Source organism: Leptospira biflexa serovar Patoc strain 'Patoc 1 (Paris)' (assembly GCF_000017685.1).
Taxonomy (GTDB): domain Bacteria; phylum Spirochaetota; class Leptospiria; order Leptospirales; family Leptospiraceae; genus Leptospira_A; species Leptospira_A biflexa.
This window is the reverse complement of the sequence record NC_010602.1, coordinates 2,003,745-2,021,031: the sequence shown is the minus strand read 5'-3', so window position 1 is coordinate 2,021,031 and position 17,287 is coordinate 2,003,745. Positions and strand designations below refer to the sequence as shown.

Annotated in this window: 20 protein-coding genes and 1 tRNA gene; 18 read left to right on the top strand and 3 right to left on the bottom strand. The window is 40.1% G+C overall.

Going from position 1 to position 17,287, the window contains the following annotated elements; all coding sequences use genetic code 11:
* The first annotated feature begins 4 nt into the window (after window positions 1–4).
* Window positions 5–79: transfer RNA gene (locus LEPBI_RS09545), tRNA-Glu, on the top strand.
* On the opposite strand, the gene LEPBI_RS18895 is transcribed toward LEPBI_RS09545, so the two are convergent.
* Both LEPBI_RS18895 and LEPBI_RS09540 read right to left on the bottom strand, forming a co-directional pair.
* Window positions 39–935: a TIGR02757 family protein gene (locus tag LEPBI_RS18895; RefSeq protein ID WP_012388914.1), complete on the bottom strand. Its 897-nt coding sequence runs from the start codon at window positions 933–935 to the stop codon at window positions 39–41. The two genes, LEPBI_RS09545 and LEPBI_RS18895, sit on opposite strands and share 41 nt — an antisense overlap.
* The gene (locus tag LEPBI_RS09540) at window positions 925–1,824 is read right to left on the bottom strand and encodes a hydroxymethylglutaryl-CoA lyase (protein ID WP_012388913.1); all 900 of its coding nucleotides are present in this window, start codon (window positions 1,822–1,824) and stop codon (window positions 925–927) included. Before LEPBI_RS09540 ends, LEPBI_RS18895 begins: the two co-directional genes overlap by 11 nt.
* Before the next feature lie 75 nt (window positions 1,825–1,899).
* Here LEPBI_RS09540 and LEPBI_RS09535 point away from each other — a divergent pair, with 75 nt between their 5' ends.
* Window positions 1,900–2,688 (top strand): ABC transporter ATP-binding protein, encoded by a 789-nt coding sequence (locus LEPBI_RS09535; protein ID WP_012388912.1) that lies wholly within the window; start codon window positions 1,900–1,902, stop codon window positions 2,686–2,688.
* On the opposite strand, the gene LEPBI_RS09530 is transcribed toward LEPBI_RS09535, so the two are convergent.
* Window positions 2,643–3,659 (bottom strand): tetratricopeptide repeat protein, encoded by a 1,017-nt coding sequence (locus LEPBI_RS09530; RefSeq protein WP_012476292.1) that lies wholly within the window; start codon window positions 3,657–3,659, stop codon window positions 2,643–2,645. The two genes, LEPBI_RS09535 and LEPBI_RS09530, sit on opposite strands and share 46 nt — an antisense overlap.
* A gap of 8 nt (window positions 3,660–3,667) precedes the next feature.
* Here LEPBI_RS09530 and LEPBI_RS09525 point away from each other — a divergent pair, with 8 nt between their 5' ends.
* The 16 genes from LEPBI_RS09525 to ggt all read left to right on the top strand — a co-directional run bounded on the left by LEPBI_RS09525 (window position 3,668) and on the right by ggt (window position 17,285).
* On the top strand, window positions 3,668–4,276 hold the full coding sequence (locus tag LEPBI_RS09525; RefSeq protein ID WP_012388910.1) for an ABC transporter ATP-binding protein: 609 nt from the start codon (window positions 3,668–3,670) through the stop codon (window positions 4,274–4,276).
* On the top strand, window positions 4,266–4,919 hold the full coding sequence (locus tag LEPBI_RS09520) for a heme exporter protein CcmB (RefSeq protein WP_049756005.1): 654 nt from the start codon (window positions 4,266–4,268) through the stop codon (window positions 4,917–4,919). Before LEPBI_RS09525 ends, LEPBI_RS09520 begins: the two co-directional genes overlap by 11 nt.
* Window positions 4,920–4,973: 54 nt before the next feature.
* On the top strand, window positions 4,974–5,672 hold the full coding sequence (gene ccsA, locus LEPBI_RS09515; RefSeq protein ID WP_012388908.1) for a cytochrome c biogenesis protein CcsA: 699 nt from the start codon (window positions 4,974–4,976) through the stop codon (window positions 5,670–5,672).
* A gap of 6 nt (window positions 5,673–5,678) precedes the next feature.
* Window positions 5,679–6,806: a PP2C family protein-serine/threonine phosphatase gene (locus LEPBI_RS09510; protein WP_012388907.1), complete on the top strand. Its 1,128-nt coding sequence runs from the start codon at window positions 5,679–5,681 to the stop codon at window positions 6,804–6,806.
* A complete protein-coding gene (locus tag LEPBI_RS09505; protein ID WP_012388906.1) occupies window positions 6,803–7,660 on the top strand; it encodes a phosphoribosylaminoimidazolesuccinocarboxamide synthase in 858 nt (285 codons plus the stop codon). The genes LEPBI_RS09510 and LEPBI_RS09505 overlap by 4 nt, the downstream gene beginning before the upstream one ends.
* Window positions 7,642–7,890, top strand: coding sequence for a phosphoribosylformylglycinamidine synthase subunit PurS (purS, locus tag LEPBI_RS09500; RefSeq protein ID WP_012388905.1), 249 nt, complete (start codon window positions 7,642–7,644; stop codon window positions 7,888–7,890). Before LEPBI_RS09505 ends, purS begins: the two co-directional genes overlap by 19 nt.
* Window positions 7,887–8,534 carry a phosphoribosylformylglycinamidine synthase subunit PurQ gene (gene purQ / locus LEPBI_RS09495; protein ID WP_012388904.1) on the top strand — a complete coding sequence of 216 codons (648 nt, stop codon included), beginning with the start codon at window positions 7,887–7,889 and terminating at the stop codon, window positions 8,532–8,534. The genes purS and purQ overlap by 4 nt, the downstream gene beginning before the upstream one ends.
* Before the next feature lie 54 nt (window positions 8,535–8,588).
* On the top strand, window positions 8,589–9,872 hold the full coding sequence (locus LEPBI_RS09490) for a sugar phosphate nucleotidyltransferase (RefSeq protein ID WP_012388903.1): 1,284 nt from the start codon (window positions 8,589–8,591) through the stop codon (window positions 9,870–9,872).
* A gap of 117 nt (window positions 9,873–9,989) precedes the next feature.
* On the top strand, window positions 9,990–11,228 hold the full coding sequence (locus LEPBI_RS09485) for an EAL domain-containing protein (protein WP_012388902.1): 1,239 nt from the start codon (window positions 9,990–9,992) through the stop codon (window positions 11,226–11,228).
* Between the two features lie 91 nt (window positions 11,229–11,319).
* Window positions 11,320–12,072, top strand: coding sequence for a Fe-S cluster assembly ATPase SufC (gene sufC / locus LEPBI_RS09480; protein WP_012388901.1), 753 nt, complete (start codon window positions 11,320–11,322; stop codon window positions 12,070–12,072).
* Complete coding sequence (locus tag LEPBI_RS09475; RefSeq protein WP_012388900.1) at window positions 12,069–13,232, top strand: SufD family Fe-S cluster assembly protein; 1,164 nt, start codon at window positions 12,069–12,071, stop codon at window positions 13,230–13,232. Before sufC ends, LEPBI_RS09475 begins: the two co-directional genes overlap by 4 nt.
* On the top strand, window positions 13,232–13,546 hold the full coding sequence (locus LEPBI_RS09470) for a Rieske (2Fe-2S) protein (protein WP_012476291.1): 315 nt from the start codon (window positions 13,232–13,234) through the stop codon (window positions 13,544–13,546). The genes LEPBI_RS09475 and LEPBI_RS09470 overlap by 1 nt, the downstream gene beginning before the upstream one ends.
* Window positions 13,543–14,787: a cysteine desulfurase gene (locus LEPBI_RS09465; RefSeq protein WP_012388898.1), complete on the top strand. Its 1,245-nt coding sequence runs from the start codon at window positions 13,543–13,545 to the stop codon at window positions 14,785–14,787. The genes LEPBI_RS09470 and LEPBI_RS09465 overlap by 4 nt, the downstream gene beginning before the upstream one ends.
* Window positions 14,771–15,196, top strand: a complete 426-nt coding sequence (locus LEPBI_RS09460; protein ID WP_012476290.1) for an iron-sulfur cluster assembly scaffold protein — start codon at window positions 14,771–14,773, stop codon at window positions 15,194–15,196. Before LEPBI_RS09465 ends, LEPBI_RS09460 begins: the two co-directional genes overlap by 17 nt.
* A complete protein-coding gene (locus LEPBI_RS09455; RefSeq protein WP_012388896.1) occupies window positions 15,193–15,516 on the top strand; it encodes a metal-sulfur cluster assembly factor in 324 nt (107 codons plus the stop codon). The genes LEPBI_RS09460 and LEPBI_RS09455 overlap by 4 nt, the downstream gene beginning before the upstream one ends.
* The gene (gene ggt, locus LEPBI_RS09450; RefSeq protein WP_012388895.1) at window positions 15,513–17,285 is read left to right on the top strand and encodes a gamma-glutamyltransferase; all 1,773 of its coding nucleotides are present in this window, start codon (window positions 15,513–15,515) and stop codon (window positions 17,283–17,285) included. The genes LEPBI_RS09455 and ggt overlap by 4 nt, the downstream gene beginning before the upstream one ends.
* The last annotated feature ends 2 nt before the right edge of the window (window positions 17,286–17,287 follow it).

Sequence of the window (17,287 nt, the reverse complement as noted above, 5' to 3'; positions counted from 1 at the left end):
AAACGGTGCCATCGTCTAATGGTTAGGACACAAGGTTTTCATCCTTGCAATCGGGGTTCAATTCCCCGTGGCACTACCAAACACACTTCCCTCAACTCACAAACCTTACAAATCTTCTCTTCAAAACTCCCTCTACATTTATCGATAATCCCAACCCTCGTGAGATAAAAATCGTATAACAACGGATCGTTGGAATTGATTTTTTTAAAAAATTCAGTGAGTAAAAATGCATCGTTTAATTGAATTTGTTTTTGGTTTTTGATCCCAAGAACCTTGATTAATTTTTGGATATGCACATCCATTGGATAGGGTATTTGATTGGGTTTGATGTTTTGGTACAATCCAAAATCAGGATAATCATTGCGAACCATCCAACGTAAAAAAAGTGAAATTCTTTTTTTGGGAGATTTTGATTTCCATTTTCCGATTAAAAATTGTAATCCATAACTCAGTGTTTCCGTTTTTAGGGTGCTGATCAGTTCCGTTTCAAAATGTTTTTGGAAATTTTGGATCGATGTGTTTTGATCAAATCTACCATTTGTATCTAAAAAATAGGATTCAAAAAGAGGGGAGGTTTGTTTCTTTTTTGTGAGAATCCTTTGTAAGGTGAGAAAAAGTACAATCACATCCTCTTTTGTTTGGAACCGGTAACCTTTTTGTGAATTTAAAAATTTTGAAAAAGAAGGGTTGGAATAAACAAAGAATTCATAGGGAGAGGGACCCATCTCTAAGAAAATAGGTTTTAGAAAATTTTGAATGTTTTTGACATTCCCATAAGCAAATAAACAAGAGATGAGAGAAACCAATTCGATATCGAGTGGATTTTTGTATTGTTTGGGAAAACAAATGGGATCTGTTTCCAAATACGATATGTTTTGGTATTTGGAGATTAAATTTTCTAATTTGGTTTTAAGAAGGGATCCATCATCCAACATTTTTTTTGGCAATATAGGTTCTCGAATTGAATGATCGGTCCAATTTGGCTTCCATAAACTGACTCACTTGTATGAGTGAATCTAAGTTGATCCCTGTATCATACCCTTCTCTCGATAAAAAATATACCAAATCTTCTGTTGCCACATTCCCCGCTGCCCCTTTCGCATAAGGACATCCTCCGAGTCCTCCTGCGGAACTATCAAAACTACGAATGCCCATCGAGAGTGCTTGTTTTGTATTGGCAATCGCCATCCCATAGGTATCGTGAAAATGGCAATTGAGATAAGAGATTGGTATTTTTTTCAGTAAAACTGAAAGCAGAGATTCAATTTCATTCGGAACGGCAACGCCAATGGTTTCTCCTAGAGAAATTTCATAGGCACCTGCATCTAATAAACGTTCTGCGACTTCCAAGGTTTTTTCAGGTGGAATTTTTCCTTCATAGGGACAGGCAACAACAGTAGATATATAACCTCGGACTTTGATTCCATCTTGTTTTGCCAAACCAAAGATTGGTTGGAAGGATTCAAAACTTTCTTTCACTGTCATGTTGATATTTTTTTTGGTAAACGATTCAGAGGTAGCAGTGAACACGGCCACTTCATTGAATCCAGCAAGTTTGGCTCCTTCATACCCTTTAGTATTGGGAGTTAAACAAGAAAATTGAACATCTTTTGCATACAAGGGTAAAACTAAAGCGGAGAGTTCCATGGCATCTGCCATTTGTGGAATCCGATCCTTTCTGACAAAAGAGGTGAGTTCAATGTGTTTGGCACCAGATTCTACTAGACGTTTTATGAATTCGAATTTATCCTGAGTGGAGAGAATGGTTTTTTCATTTTGTAATCCGTCTCTTGGACCTACTTCTGTGATTTTTACTTTCTCCAATTCTTGTTCTCCTTCATCTACCAATCATTGTTGTTTGGAAAAATGAGAATGCAATGATTTTATCGAATTCAAAATATGTTTAGAATCAAAAATCTTTCCCTGACCATTCGGAACCAAATCCTTTTAAAAGAGATCCATTTAGAAGCTAAATCGAATCAAATCACTGGCCTCATTGGAAGGTCTGGTTCAGGAAAATCGACTCTCTTTCGATTGGCTCTTGGCCTCCTTCCCAAAGTGAAAGGTTATCAATGGAAGGGGCAGATGGACTGGAATGGGATCAGTTTAGGCAAGGAAATGAATCCGAAACTGCAGCCTGTATTCCAAGATCCATTTGGAAGTTTTTCTCCCTTTGGAACCATGGGTGAGTTATTACTGGAACCAATTCGAATCCAAAAGAATCTTTTTTTGAATCACAAAGAAAAAACAGAAGCAGAAAATCAAATCAAGGTTTTTTGCGAAAAATTTGACTTACCAATCTCTCTATTAAGTAAAACAAAACAAGAGTTAAGTGGTGGTCAGCTTCAAAGATTCGCAATCCTTCGTGCGATACTATTAAAGCCAGAATTTTTGCTTTTAGATGAACCGGTGACTGCCCTCGATGTCCTGGTTCAAAAAAAAATTGCAGAAGAATTAAAATCCATCAATCTAGAAAATAAATTGGGAATGCTCATTGTTTCGCATGATTTAGGATTTTTATCTTATATGTGTGATGAGATTTTTGTTTTGGAAGATGGGGTGATCACAGAATTTGGAAACCCAAAATTGTTGTTAAAAGACCCAAAATCAAATCTTTTAAAGGAATTGATACAATCCAGAGATCATTCGTTTGGTGGTGCGACTTCTTCTTCAGAATCATCCAATTGAGTGCGTTTTGCTTCAGCAAATTTTTTCGCAATGTCTCTTCTCCTTGCGATCACCTTTGAGGATACTGTCGCAAAGAATGGATCATTGGCAAAACTCAACATCTTTGTATATTGTTCTTCCGCAGTTTCGTAATCTGTCACCTTAGATGCTGTTTCTGCAAAATAATAATGAAATTTTTTATCGTAAGGTTTTACTTTTCCCTCTCCAGTTGTCAAACTAGTTCGGTTAAATATTTTATAGGCAATATGGTAGTTTCCTTTTTCCATTTCGAGCCTTGCAAATCCAAGTTTGACATTCGGACTCTCTTCTTCAATTTTGAGTGCTTTGTTGAGATAAAGTAGCGCGCGGTTCTTTAATCCTGTTGCTAAATAATGATCGGCGAGTCGGATCAACGCTTCTGTATCATATGGATTTTTTTGTACTGCCAATTTATAATTCATGATGGCATAATAGATTTGTCTTGTGATCTCTGAAAGGATTGCAATGTGCAAATAGGTTTTGTAATACTCTGGCATTTCTGCCTTTGCATATTCAAATTCCACTAGAGCTTTTTCATATTTCATTTCCAAGGAATACAATCTTCCCAAATTATATCGGAACGGAAAAAACTGTGGGTCAAAACGAACACCCGCTTCCAGGCGTTTGATCACTTCACCTCTGCCATTCGGTTTCCCATTCAATAGTAAATCGATCGTATCATTGTTCCATTTCCCAGAATTGGTAATGGTTTCGGTTCCATAGACAAAACTTCCATTGGATTTGGGTGGATCTCCCGTATACAGTTTTCCACGCGTGAGGATAAAGTCATCTCGATGGTAAATATAGGAGCCATTCGGAAAATCGGTAGTGTCGAACTCTTCATCCTTTCCCCAAAGGAGTTCTGGGTATTCCTTGTTCCCGATTAGTTTTTGTCCCAATAGGAGAGTGGGGAATAAAAACAGAAGTGCGAATGTAAAGAGTGAATGGAACATGGTGTAGAATGAACCGAATGCTTTTGGAGACAAAAGGACTCACTATTACTGTCGGCGAAAAAACCATCCTGAGAGAGGTGAATCTTAGTTTTTTTGAGAATGGCCTTTTCGCCGTCCTAGGTGAAAATGGCGCGGGAAAGTCCACTTTACTGAAAAAAATCTTCCATGAAGCCTTAACCTCACCCGGTTGGCACTGGCCGAATGGAAAAAAGAAAATTGCCTACCTTGGCCATGAGCTTGGATTTTACTCCTCTTTAAGTTTAGAAGAAAATTTGGATTATTTTGCTAGTTTGGATGGAGCCCATTCGATCGAACGAAGGAACCAACTTTTGAAATTGTTTCGATTGGAAAAACGGATTTGGGATCCCATCCATTTGTTTTCTCGTGGGATGAAACAGAAAGTAGCGATCATGAGGGTTTTACTTTCTTCTGCGGAAGTGATTCTATTCGACGAACCTTACACGGGTCTTGATTTTGATTCCGCAAACATCCTCAGTAGAATTCTCAATGAAGAAAAAGGATCTAGACTCATCCTTGTTGTCCTCCATTCCATTCCCAATGAATTAGAATGTTCGGGGAAAATTTCCATTCAGCAGGGGAATGTTTTTGTTTCTTAGTCTGTTAAAAAAAGATTTTTATCTGATAGGAAGGTCCCTCGGTGGGATCGTTTCGCTTTTTACCTTAAGTGTTTCAGTCGTTTTTATTTTTTATACTGCGATCGAAGTCAATGAGATCTTATCAACTCGGAGCATTCGAGGCCTGAAATGGGCGATCATATTCATTTTAAATTTTGTCATCATCAGCCAAAGTTTATGGGAAGAAAGAGAATCGATGGGTTGGGAAGCAAGTTTAAGTTTTGTAAGTCCAACCGCACTTTATCTCAGTAAGTCCCTCACCATTTGGTTTTGTACCATCCTTGTGAATGCACTCCTTGTTCTTGTCCTATCGGTATTTTTTCAGAATATGTCTTTGGACCGGTACTTAGGGGAGTGGCTTTTTGCCAATTTAGGAAGTGGTTGTTTGGTGTTTTTGGGTGTATCCCTTGGTGTCATCGCCTTTGAAAGCCGATTGAAGGAAATCATCATCCCACTCTTACAATTACCGTTTTCCATCCCTTTGTTTTTATTTGGACTGGAGGCAGAGAACCGGTATTGGCTTGAGAACGGGTTTTATTTACCATCGGTGGGTTTACTTTTCTTTTTCCTTTTATTTTATGGGACTTTAGGGTCTGTGATGGTGGAAACCTTAAAGAATGAGTAGGGCAGTTGTATTTTCTCCTAGAATTTCTTTTCTAGTCTGAAAATCTGGAAAAAAATGGAACGTAAAATCAAACTGATTCACCCGGCAATCGACATTATTTTTTATTTCGTTGTTTGTTTCACATTGGTTGTTGCCGTTTTTGTTTCCATCCTTTATCCCAATGTGATTTTGGAACAAGGACTAAGCCATCGAATCTTTTACCTCCATGTACCGGTCGCCTGGGTTGCATTATACGGACCCCTCTTGTCTTTTGTATTTTCTTTGATTTATTTTCTTAAAAAAGATCTACTTTGGGATCGACTTGCCTTTACTGCAAACCAACTCGCTTTTGTTTTTGCGATCGGAGTTTTGTTTTCGGGTCCTATTTGGGCATACAGCGCATGGGGTGTTCCATGGGACAAAACAGATGCTAGGTTACAGTCATTTTTTATCCTCTGCATTTCCTTACTCAGTTATTTTATCTTCCGTTATTTAGTGCCTTCCCGAAAAAAAAAGGCCATATTATCTGCCTACCTTTCTGTACTTTGTGCAGTGAGTGCCGTTCTCACTTGGGGTGCCATTCGTTGGATTGAAAATCCAGGCAACCATCCAGGCAGTGTCCTTGGAAAAGGGGGAATGGATTCGGATATGAAACAAACGATGTGGCTTGGCGTATTGGCTTATCATTTTTTGTTTTTGTTTTTATTTCTACTTTCGAATCGAAACGAAAAGATCCAAGAACTGAAAAATACTCTTAGGTCTGAATTGAATTAATCTTCTATGGAACCGAAGGATAGCCAACATACAATTCTCATTGTAGACGATGTTCCAGAAAATGTGGAACTACTCAAATACCTTTTGTTACAGGAAGGATTCAAAACCTATACCGCCTATTCAGCGGAAGAAGCAAGACTCGTACTCCTAAACACATCAATCGACACACTCCTACTGGATGTGAATATGCCAGAACAGGATGGATTTTCGTTTTGTCGAGAATTAAGAACGATGGATCAATTCAAACTGCTTCCTATACTTTTTATCACTTCTATTGACCGGGAAGTGGGTTTCCAAGAAGCGATGAAAAATGGTGGTGATGATTTTATCAATAAACCATTTAACAAACGAGAGTTAGTCGCAAAGATCCATTCTGTAATTCGATTAAAAGACCTGCAAGACGAACTATACCAACAAAAAAGTAAATACGAAAAAGAATTACAAACGGCAAGACGTGTCCAAGACCAACTCATCCCAGAAAAAAGTTTCATTTGGAATGGGATAAAGGCCCAAACCTTATTCCATCCCTATTTACAAATTGGTGGGGATTTTGTGGATACTTGGATCGAAGAAAAAAAACTTCATATCGTCATCGCGGATTGTTCAGGGCATGGACCGAGTGCTGCTCTCATCGGGGCAATGTTTAAAATGCAACTTTTTAACTTAGTGGCCAATATGGGTCTGAAAGAACGAGTTTCTCATTTAAGAAAGAATATGGAGCTTGTGTTACCTGAAGATTATGCAATTACATTTTGTTATGCGATCATAGATCCAGATTTAAATTTATCTTATATCAATGGGGGACACCCAGCTCCTATCATTTATTTGGATGGCGAGACCAAGTTACTCAAAGGTATGAGCCCGATGATTATGGGGATCAATATGATTACAAATGATGAAGTACAATCTGTTTCCTTAAAACAAGGATCCAAGTTTTTTATGTACACGGATGGGGCAAGTGAAGCAATGAATGCAAATATGGAATATATAACGGAAGAAGGGATGCGAGATATTTTTCACGAGTCTGTAGTATCTGGAGGGGATATCCTTCCCACTGTTCAAAATAAAATTTTAGAGTTTTGTGGGGTTTCTACTCCTAGTGATGATATGGCAATGGTGTGTATCCAATTATGATACCAAATCCGCATTATAAAGGTAAGGTGAGAGATGTTTATGATTTAGGGGATAAACTTTTGCTTGTTGCTACCGATCGGATCTCAGCCTTTGATGTTGTATTTTCTGAACCGGTCGAAGACAAAGGAAAAATCCTCACTCGAATCTCTACAAATTGGTTCCGGTATTTTTCAAATATTCCGAATCATTTGGTCACCGACGACCCCAATCTTTTTCCAAAACCGTATCAGAACGAACCAAGTTTACTTGGACGTTCTGTCCTAGTCAAAAAAGCAAAACGAATTGATTTTGAATGTGTGGTACGGGGGTATCTGACTGGTTCTGCTTGGAAAGAATACTTACAATCGGGCACAATTGCAGAAACTCCTTATCCGAAAGGGATCCAAGAGTCTTTCCAATTTCCTTCTCCCATTTTCACTCCCGCGAGGAAAAATGATTCGGGTCATGATGAAAATGTGAGCGAAGAAACCATGGAAAGGGAAGTTGGGTCAGTTCTCTTCCAAAAGGTAAAACAAATATCCCTACGACTTTATGAAGAAGCCCATGATTTGATGGCAAAACAAGGGATCCTACTGTGTGATACCAAATTTGAATTTGGACTCATAGGCGACGAACCCATCCTCATTGATGAAATTTTGACCCCAGACTCTTCGCGGTATTGGGACAAATCGACGTATTCCCTGGGAAAAACTCCCGCCAGTTTCGACAAACAAATCCTTCGAAATTGGCTCGAAACGACTCCTTGGGACAAAAATCCGCCACCACCACAACTCCCCGAATCCTTGATTCAGGAACTACGTAAAAAATACTTGGAATTGGAAGAGAAAATCAACTTATGTTTGTCGCAAAAATAAATGTCACCCTCAAAGAATCGGTCCTTGACCCACAAGGACAAACCGTTCTCCGTACCCTTCACGACCAAGGGAAACTACAAATCCAAGACTTACGCGTTGGAAAGTACATTGAAATCAAATTGAATGCTTCTTCTCAAAAAGAAGCAGAAGAAATTGCCAAAGGGATTTGTGAATCTGTGCTTGTGAACCAAGTGATTGAAACTTACAAACTAGTGGTTGAGTCTCAATGAAAGTTCGTGTTGTCACCTTTCCTGGTTCGAATTGTGATAAGGATGTTGGTTCTGTTTTACAGGAATCCTTCCAAGCAGAAGTCATTTACACATGGTACAAAGAATCCTTTGAGGATGTTCCAGACCTTGTGGTTTTACCTGGAGGTTTTTCCTTCGGTGATTACTTGCGATGCGGGGCCATGGCAAAATTTAGCCCGTCGATGGAATCAGTTGTGAAGTATGCGAATAAAGGTGGGAAGGTTCTTGGAGTTTGTAATGGATTCCAAATTCTCACCGAATCAGGATTACTCCCTGGAGCATTATTACACAACAGGACATTGAAATATATCTGTAAGGATGTGGAGCTTGTCCCAGTGAAAGAGAACAGCTTTGCAAAAAAAATGGAAGGAACTCTTTCCATTCCCATTGCCCATGGGGAAGGTGCTTATTTTGCCGATCCAGAAACCTTAGAACGATTAGAAAAAAATGGGCAAGTCGTATTCCGGTACAGGGAAAATCCAAATGGATCCTTACATGACATCGCAGGGATTTGTAATGAGAGGGGAAATGTTTTGGGAATGATGCCTCACCCTGAACGAGCCATGAATCCTTATACAGGAAAAATGGACGGCAAACAAATCTTAGAAGCACTATTAAAAAATTAGAATCTTCTTTTTCCTTTTCTTGCTTTTTCGTCTAATCCCATTATAAGGATAGGTATGAGATTCCAAGAAGACTCAATCGACTGTGTGGATTTTATCTTAAAAAAAGATGAAGTGCTCACAATCATTTTAGGTGGGGGAAAAGGCACAAGGTTATTGCCTCTAACGGAAAAACGTTCCAAACCCGCTGTGAGTTTTGGCGGGAAGTATCGGTTGATCGATATCCCCATCTCGAATTCACTCAATAGTGGATTTGAAAAAATTTTCATCCTTACACAGTTTAACTCGTATTCGCTGAACCGACACATCAATCGGACCTATGCCACAAACAACATCCACCAAAAGAGTTTTGTTGAAATCATTGCGGCGGAACAAACAGTTTCCAGTGCCAATTGGTTTGAAGGGACTGCGGATGCCGTAAGGAAGGTTTTACCTTATATCCGAGAACAAAAACCAAAGTATGTACTCATCCTTTCCGGTGACCAATTGTACAATATGGACCTTGCTGACTTTATGCAAAGCCATTTGATGGATCCAGAAACCCAGATCTCTGTGGCCACAAATGCCATTCCCGAAGACCAAATTTATGGTTTAGGCATCGTCAAAGCAGGCGTAGGTGGGAGTATCCAAGAGTTCATTGAAAAACCACAAGATCTTTCACAAGTAGAATCGTGTCGGACAGAAAACGGATCCTTCCTTGCCAATATGGGGATTTATATCTTTAATACCTCTACATTAATTGATGTATTAGAAGACAGAAGTATGGCCGATTTCGGAAAGGAAATCCTACCGAGGGCCATTAAAGAACGAAAGGTAAAAGCGTATACTTACGACGGTTATTGGGAGGACATTGGGACCATCAAAGCCTTTTATGAAGCCAATTTGATGTTAACCGACCATATTCCGAAATTCAATTTATACTTAGAGAAAACCCCTATATATACGAGGGCAAGGGCCCTGCCACCGTCAAAGATCAATCAGGCGGTGGTGAACCAAGCTTTAATTTCAGAAGGGACCATCCTTAACCAATGTGAGGTGCACCGTTCCATCATTGGAGTGAGGCAACTCATAGCTTCCGGGACCAAAATCTACGATTCCATCATTATGGGCCTTGACCACTATGGTTACTTTGATCGGAAGTCAGGGAAAATCCCGATTGGGATTGGACCTAACTGCGAAATACGACGGACAATTGTCGATAAAGATTGTGCCATCGGTGCCAACGTTCGGCTGTTAAACGAACAAAACTTACAAGAGTACGAAGATGAATACGTTCGCATCCGAGATGGGATCATCGTCGTTCCTAGGCACTCCGCGATCCCAGACGGCTACATAATTTGAGTCAAAAATGACACAATTGTGGATTCTGTTGGTCAAAAATGAGTCCATTTTGTTCCAAAAATGTGGAATTTTTCTTGCCAGTTTGGAACTGAGTTCTAGGTTGGAAGAAAGGGAACCATGTTCACAACGGAATCAACGGAAGGAAACCAGTTTTGGAACGAGACATACTTTGTCCCTCATTTCCAACCCATCGTCAATGCCATCAATCGCTCCATTTCTGCCTACGAGGTACTCGGCCGGCAGTTCAATCCTGAGGAGAACACCTACCAATCTTTAGGTGGACTCTTCCACAACCGCGAACACGACCCGGTTCCCATTTATAATATTGACCGGATCTTACGAGAGAAGGCGGTCCAGACTCTAAAAGAGAGTTCCCTGCGGACTAAACTATTTTTTAATATGATGCCGAACTTCCTCTCACGAGTCCATCATACCGATTTATTTGCCGAAAATTTCCATATCATCCAACTGATCGAAAAGTATGGGATTGATCGCAATCAGGTTGTGATTGAAATCACCGAGGATGAATTTGATGGATCCATAGAACGCCTCATCCAAATTGTGCAAATCTTTCGGGATTATGGCTTAAAAATAGCCATTGATGATTTGGGGACTGGATTTTCCAATTTGGAACGAATTGGTTACCTCCACCCCGACATCATGAAAGTGGACATTCGGATCATGCGAGAGAGTTTGAATAAAAACTCTTTCAAACAGGTCCTAGGTGCCATTTCCGAAATGAGCCAAAAATTAGGGAGCCAACTGCTGTTTGAAGGGATTGAAACGGAGGAAGAGGTGAATTTAGCCCTTTCGATGGGAGCCAATCTCTTACAAGGGTATTATTTTTCCACACCGAACCCCCATTTTTTAAATCGGAATACGTTTTCCGATAAAATGAAATCCGTCCTCGAAACCTTTTCCAGCGTTCGTTCTCGGGAGCTCCGAGAAAAGGGAATCCGGGAACAGAAGATCATCGACCAATTGCAAGATTTGTTCTATGAGCTTTCGGATTCAAAGGAAGAAGACTTTCCCTTTCGTTTTGGGCAAATCCTTGGTTCTCTCCCACGAGAAATCCTAAAGGTGTTTGTCTGTGATGCAGAAGGTTACCAAATCACTCCTACGTATGACTTGGATCGGATGAACGGTGGGTATTTGGAACGGTCGAGACAAATTGGAAACAATTATGCTTGGAAACCTTATTTTTTAAAACACAAAGAGGAGTCCGAACGTTTCCGTAAGAAATGGGGTGTGACTTACCCTTTGTATGACATCAATAACCAAAACCAATATGTGATTTTTACCTTTTCTCTGATGGCAGGGAAGATCCTTGTGGCACAAGTGAGTTGGTCGGAATAGAATCTTGTTTTTTTTGACTGGTCGTTTTTCCTGGTAGAAGGGATTCGTCTATAATATAGAATCATTCTAAATAAAAAAACAGGATACGACCTTGTCCGCAATTCTCGAAATACAATCGCTACATGCAAATGTCGGAGACAAACAAATCCTCCGTGGGGTGAACCTGACCATTGGGGCGGGGGAAGTCCATGCCATCATGGGGCCGAACGGTTCAGGAAAGAGTACCTTATCCAACGTCATTTTGGGCCACCCAAAATACACAATCACATCTGGTGATATTTTATTTCGGGGAGAATCCATTTTAAAATTATCCACAGACGAAAGGGCAAGACTTGGACTCTTTTTGTCTTTCCAATACCCAACAGCACTCCCAGGGGTCACCATCGGTAATTTTTTAAAATCCATTCTCAAAGCCCACCGTGGCAAAGATGTCCCTGTGAAAGAATTCAAACAAGAGTTGAAGACTGCCATGGATCTTCTGGAAGTCCCACAATCGTTTATTGGCCGTTATGTGAATGATGGATTTTCTGGTGGTGAAAAAAAACGTGCCGAAATTTTACAGATGAATTTGTTGAAGCCAGTTTTATCCATTTTGGATGAAACCGATTCTGGTCTCGACATTGACGCACTTCGCATTGTTTCCGAAGGGATCAATGCCAACCGAAACCCTGAACGATCAATTTTACTCATCACACATTACCAAAGGATGTTGAATTATATTGTTCCTGATTTTGTGCATGTGTTTGCTGATGGTCGCATTTTAGAGACTGGTGGAAAAGACCTTTCCTTAAAATTAGAAGAGGTTGGTTATGATTGGATTTTGGAGAGAGAAGGGGTCAAATGAATTCCTCACTCATCAAAAATCATTTTATATTAAACCAAAAAAAACGAAATCAATTTTGTTCGTCTCTTCTAGGTGATTGGGAGGTTTTGGCTCTTCCCACAGAAAAAGATGAATCCTATCGTAAGTTTCCTATTAGTTCCATTGATTGGAATGAACTTGGTTTTGATCCTAAGCTCAAAAATGATCATTACGAAGGGCAAACCGACGATTCTGCGAATCCTTTGGTATCGGAGGATACCTTGGATGTTATTTTGAATTTGGTGAAACACCATTTGCCAAAAGATTATTTTACTTATGTTTCTGTTTTGTTTGCAAGAGAGATTCAAATTGTGGTCTGCGAAGATGGAACAAACGATGTCTATCGCAGTTTGTTAGGAGACGATGCTCGGTCCTTGGTTCGAATTTTTTATGTTCCGAGAGGGTATACGTCCCAAATCAAATTATACACAGAAACAAAACATGATACTGAACGACTCCACTTACAAACCATATTTGATGTTTTTGTTTCAGAAGGGGATTCTCATGTTGAAATCTTGGATGAAGAAAATTGTGATGAAGACCTCATCCAATTTAGGAGTGTCCTTGTTTTAACCAAAGAAAATGCCTCCGTAAAACTGCACCATTTCCCTTTTGGTGGTTTTCGTTCAAAATTGTTTTTACATTCTCATTTATTGGGTAAAGGGGCAGAGGTGACAATCGATGGAGTGTCTGCACTTTCCAAAAGGAACCTAAAAGATTTGGATATGGAAATGATCCATCATGCAGACCATACGACAAGTAAAATCAGTTATAAAACAATTGTCACTGACAGGTCCCATCATATTTTTACAGGTAATTTGATCATCCCACCTAACTTAAAAAAAGTGGTGGCCCACCAAGAGTCATTCAATCTCTCGCTAAATAAAAAAGCAAGAGCGGAAGCCAATCCAAAACTCGAAGTTCTTGCCGAAGATGTTTCATGTACCCATGGTGCTACCGTAGGGGATATTGATGAAGAACAGTATTTTTATCTTTTGTCGCGGGGTTTGAGCCCTGAAGAATCAAAATCACTGCTAGTCACTGCATTCTACGGGGAAACCATCCAACGAATTGGTTTTTCGGATCAGATCAAAGAAGGATTGGAATCTACCATTCATGGTTTACTTGTGGGAGGGAAATGATGGCGTTTAAAAAATTAATTTCCATTCAGGAAATTGAAGAAGGGAAACTTTCTGTCATCAAAACTCGGCATTTTTCCGTTGTTGTCACCAAATGGCAAAATCAATATTTTGCATTTGAAGATTCCTGTACCCATGATGGGGAAGAAATTTCCTGTGGAAAATTAGAAGGATGTGTGATCACTTGCCCCAGGCACTTTGCCAAATTTGACATTCGTGATGGAAGTGTACTGGCATTGCCCGCGACAGAACCATTGACGATGTTTCCTACAAAAGTGAATGGGGATGATTTGGAAGTGGATTTGGAGTCCGTATGAGTTTAGATCCATACAATTTACGCAAAGATTTCCCAATCCTTTCTCAAACCATGCCCAATGGGAAAGAACTTGTTTATTTAGACAATGGAGCTACTTCCCAAAAACCACTCTCGGTGATCCAGGCAACAAACGATTATTATGTGAAAGAAAATGCGAACATCCATCGGGGTGTGTATTATCTTTCACAACATGCAACAGAACTCTTTGAAAGGACGAGGATTAAAACATCCCATTTTTTCCAAGCACAGTGTGCAAAGGCCATTATATTTACACGTGGAACAACGGATGCCATCAACTTAGTGGCACAAACTTATGGACGCACCAATGTTTCTGAAGGTGATGAAATTGTTTTATCTGTCCAGGAACATCATTCCAATTTGGTTCCTTGGCAAATGTTGGCCCGTGAAAAAAAAGCATTTTTAAAATTCATTCCTATCCTTGATGACACAACATACGATTTATCGAAGTTAAATGAAATCATCACCAAACGCACAAAAATTGTTGCGATTAGCCAAATGTCGAACGTCACAGGAACTATCCATGACCTAACCAAAATCATTGATCGGGCGCGCCAAGTGGGTGCCAAAGTACTTGTAGATGGAGCGCAGGCTGCTTGCCATATGCCAATCCATCTAGTGGATATGGATGTTGATTTTTATGCCTTTTCCGCTCACAAAATGCTTGGGCCAACGGGAGTAGGTGTCCTTTTCGGTAAAGAAGAAATATTAGAAGCCATGCCGCCTTGGTTAGGTGGTGGAGATATGATTGAGTCTGTCGAATTAGAAAGTTCCACATATGCAGCCTTACCTGCGAAATTAGAAGCCGGAACTCCTAATATTGCGGGTGTCATTGGTTTTTCACATGCACTTGATTATCTACAAAAAGTGGGAATGAAAAACATCAAAGAGCATGAACGAATGTTAACCGAATATGCATTGGAACGAATGCAAAAAATAGGTGGACTTACGATTTTTGGTACAGAGGATTTAGAAAAACGTGGAGGAGTGGTTTCCTTTACTATGGAAGGGATCCATCCGCATGATGTAGGATCCATACTCGACGAAGAAGGTGTTGCCATCCGTGTGGGACATCATTGTTGCCAACCTTTGATGAAACAATTACAAATCCCTGGAACCTGTCGCGCTTCCTTCTATTTGTACAATACAAAAGAAGACATCGATGTATTAGTCCATTCAATCGAAAAAGTGAAATCGATATTTGGTCGTGTCGTCAGAAAATAAATCTTATGAGGATTTTCTGAAATGGAAATCCTACGCCAATTGGATCATCCCGAGTGAACCACTACTGGAAGTAAAAAGTTTAAATCCTTTATGTGGGGATGAAGTTAAGTTGTATTACCAAATAACTGAGAAGAAAACGATTCAAATCAAGGCCGTTTCGGGAGACTCTTGTTCCATATGTGCGGCATCCGTTGGATTTTTGTTTAAAAATCAAAGTCTAATTTCATATGAATTCATTGGATCTTATGGAATCGAACGTAAAAAATTTTTAGAAGGGAATGAATCTTCCTTGTTTGGTGATTTAGAGGAGATATCTTTTTTAAGGATAGTGAAAACACATTCCAGTCGTCATCGTTGTGCCCTTTTGCCTTGGCAAACTTTAGAAAAAATCATCGAGGTGAAAAAATGATCAGAGACCCAGAAACAGAAAAAGAGTGGGAAGTCTTCCATAGCATCCGTTCCGTCGAAGATCCAGAGATTGGAATCTCCCTAGTGGAACTTGGTTTGATATATGACGTGAAAGTTGTTGGTGAAACAGCAGAAGTAACAATGACATATACCTCGCTGGCCTGTCCCGCAGGTCCCCAAATGAAACAAGACATAGAAAACCATGCCTTACGAGTGGATGGAATTTCGGAAATCATTGTCCATGTGGTTTGGAACCCCAAATGGGATCCGCGTCAGATGGCAAGCGAAGAAGCAAAAATGCAAATGGGGATTTTCGATTGATCGGGACAAAAAGAAGGGCTTTTCTTTTTTGTTTTTTCTTTCTTCTGCCTTTACTCGTTGGTAGTTGTGAAACGATTCACACACTTTTCGATCCAAAAGAGAGATCCTTTGTTTCAGAACCAATTTTCCCTCAAGTCCAAGGATCAGTTGAAAAACGAGATCGATACGAACTCGTAGGCCGAGAATTTATGATCGCCACCGATCACCCTTTGGCTTCCCAAGCGGGAGTGGAAGTTTGGAAGAAGGGTGGGAACGTAGTGGATGTGTTTTCCGCTGCCAGTTTTGCCATCTCTGTCTTACGACCTCATTCCACAGGTTTATTTGGAGGTGGATTTGCGGTTCTTTATTTTCCTAAAAAAGGAAAGTGGGCTTATGATTTTCGCGAGCGATCCCCAAAAAAAGGGACTGCCTCCTTTTATTTAAAACCGGATGGAAGTGCAAACTCTGAAAAAATTCTGAAAGGACCATATAGCGTAGCGGTTCCAGGGAATGTCCAAGGGATTCTAAAAATTCAAAAACAACATGGAAAACTTCCATTGGAAGAGGTATTAGCGCCTGCAATGCGTTATGCGAAAAATGGGTTTTCCGTTTACGCAGATTTAGCGAATGCCGTAACCAAAGTTTGGCCTAATATGAATCCAGAGATGCAAAAAGTGTTTGGGATCGATAACCGTCCCATCCGTGAAGGGGAACTTCTTGTCCAAGAGGATTTATTCCAAACCTTCACTCGAATTTTAGACCAGGAAGAGAAGGAATGGATTGATGGGGAGACAGTCAAACTTGTTTCCCAATATTACGAAGGATATGATGGTTTTATCAGTGAAGCGGATTGGAAAGAATACCAAGTAAAACAATTGGACCCGTTGGTAAGTTCGGTATGGGGTCATCAAATTCTCACAATGCCTCCGCCGAGTTCTGGAGTCCATTTGGTGACCATGATGCATTTGTATGCAGAAATGATGAAACGGAAATCGTTTCCCAAAGGGATCGTAGGAGAATCCATTCAAATCACAGAAGCGATGCGGGTGGCTTTTCGAGACCGAGCAGTCCTTGGAGGAGATCCCAAATTTACAGAGATCCCAGTTACCAAACTGAACTCACAGGCATACATCCAAGAAGAAGTAAACCAAATCGAAAAAAAAGTGGTCTCTGGCAGTTGGCAAGAAATCCAAAAACCTGTTGAACCAAAAGATTCCTATAACACGACTCATATTTCTGTTTTAGACAAGGAAGGAAACGCAGTTTCTTCCACACAATCCATCAACGGGATTTTTGGAGCAGGGCAAATGGTTCCTGGCACTGGACTTGTTTTGAATAATACCATGGACGATTTTTCCATCGCACCCGGGATTCCCAATTTATACGGACTTGTCGGTTCCAAGGCCAATGCCATTGCACCAGGAAAAACCCCTCTTTCCAGCATGAGTCCTTCCATTCTTTTGGATCCGAATGGGAACACCAAACTTGTCATAGGAGCTCCAGGTGGATCCCAAATCCCTACTAGTATTTTCAATACCTTGTATCATTATTTGATCCAAAAACGAAGTCTATATGAAAGTGTTTCCTTTCCTAGGATCCACCACCAATACAACCCTGATACATTATTTTTAGATCCAGAACTAAAAGGATATTTTCCTGAATCGGAATTACCATTTTACCAAGTCCAATATGGTAGGCACCGAGCAAAAGTATTCGTAGTGTCAAAAGAAGGAGACAAACTGATAGGAGTGTCGGATCCGAAAGGGGAAGGAGTTCCTTTAGGTTTTTAGTC

What these genes read in the sequence shown, in the direction of transcription:
- LEPBI_RS18895 (WP_012388914.1), bottom strand. Translation starts at nt 935, where the DNA reads ATGTTGGATGATGGATCCCTTCTTAAAACCAAATTAGAAAATTTAATC.
- LEPBI_RS09535 (WP_012388912.1), top strand. Translation starts at nt 1,900, where the DNA reads ATGTTTAGAATCAAAAATCTTTCCCTGACCATTCGGAACCAAATCCTT.
- LEPBI_RS09530 (WP_012476292.1), bottom strand. Translation starts at nt 3,659, where the DNA reads ATGTTCCATTCACTCTTTACATTCGCACTTCTGTTTTTATTCCCCACT.
- LEPBI_RS09525 (WP_012388910.1), top strand. Translation starts at nt 3,668, where the DNA reads ATGAACCGAATGCTTTTGGAGACAAAAGGACTCACTATTACTGTCGGC.
- ccsA (WP_012388908.1), top strand. Translation starts at nt 4,974, where the DNA reads ATGGAACGTAAAATCAAACTGATTCACCCGGCAATCGACATTATTTTT.
- LEPBI_RS09510 (WP_012388907.1), top strand. Translation starts at nt 5,679, where the DNA reads ATGGAACCGAAGGATAGCCAACATACAATTCTCATTGTAGACGATGTT.
- LEPBI_RS09505 (WP_012388906.1), top strand. Translation starts at nt 6,803, where the DNA reads ATGATACCAAATCCGCATTATAAAGGTAAGGTGAGAGATGTTTATGAT.
- purS (WP_012388905.1), top strand. Translation starts at nt 7,642, where the DNA reads ATGTTTGTCGCAAAAATAAATGTCACCCTCAAAGAATCGGTCCTTGAC.
- purQ (WP_012388904.1), top strand. Translation starts at nt 7,887, where the DNA reads ATGAAAGTTCGTGTTGTCACCTTTCCTGGTTCGAATTGTGATAAGGAT.
- LEPBI_RS09490 (WP_012388903.1), top strand. Translation starts at nt 8,589, where the DNA reads ATGAGATTCCAAGAAGACTCAATCGACTGTGTGGATTTTATCTTAAAA.
- LEPBI_RS09485 (WP_012388902.1), top strand. Translation starts at nt 9,990, where the DNA reads ATGTTCACAACGGAATCAACGGAAGGAAACCAGTTTTGGAACGAGACA.
- LEPBI_RS09475 (WP_012388900.1), top strand. Translation starts at nt 12,069, where the DNA reads ATGAATTCCTCACTCATCAAAAATCATTTTATATTAAACCAAAAAAAA.
- LEPBI_RS09470 (WP_012476291.1), top strand. Translation starts at nt 13,232, where the DNA reads ATGGCGTTTAAAAAATTAATTTCCATTCAGGAAATTGAAGAAGGGAAA.
- LEPBI_RS09465 (WP_012388898.1), top strand. Translation starts at nt 13,543, where the DNA reads ATGAGTTTAGATCCATACAATTTACGCAAAGATTTCCCAATCCTTTCT.
- LEPBI_RS09455 (WP_012388896.1), top strand. Translation starts at nt 15,193, where the DNA reads ATGATCAGAGACCCAGAAACAGAAAAAGAGTGGGAAGTCTTCCATAGC.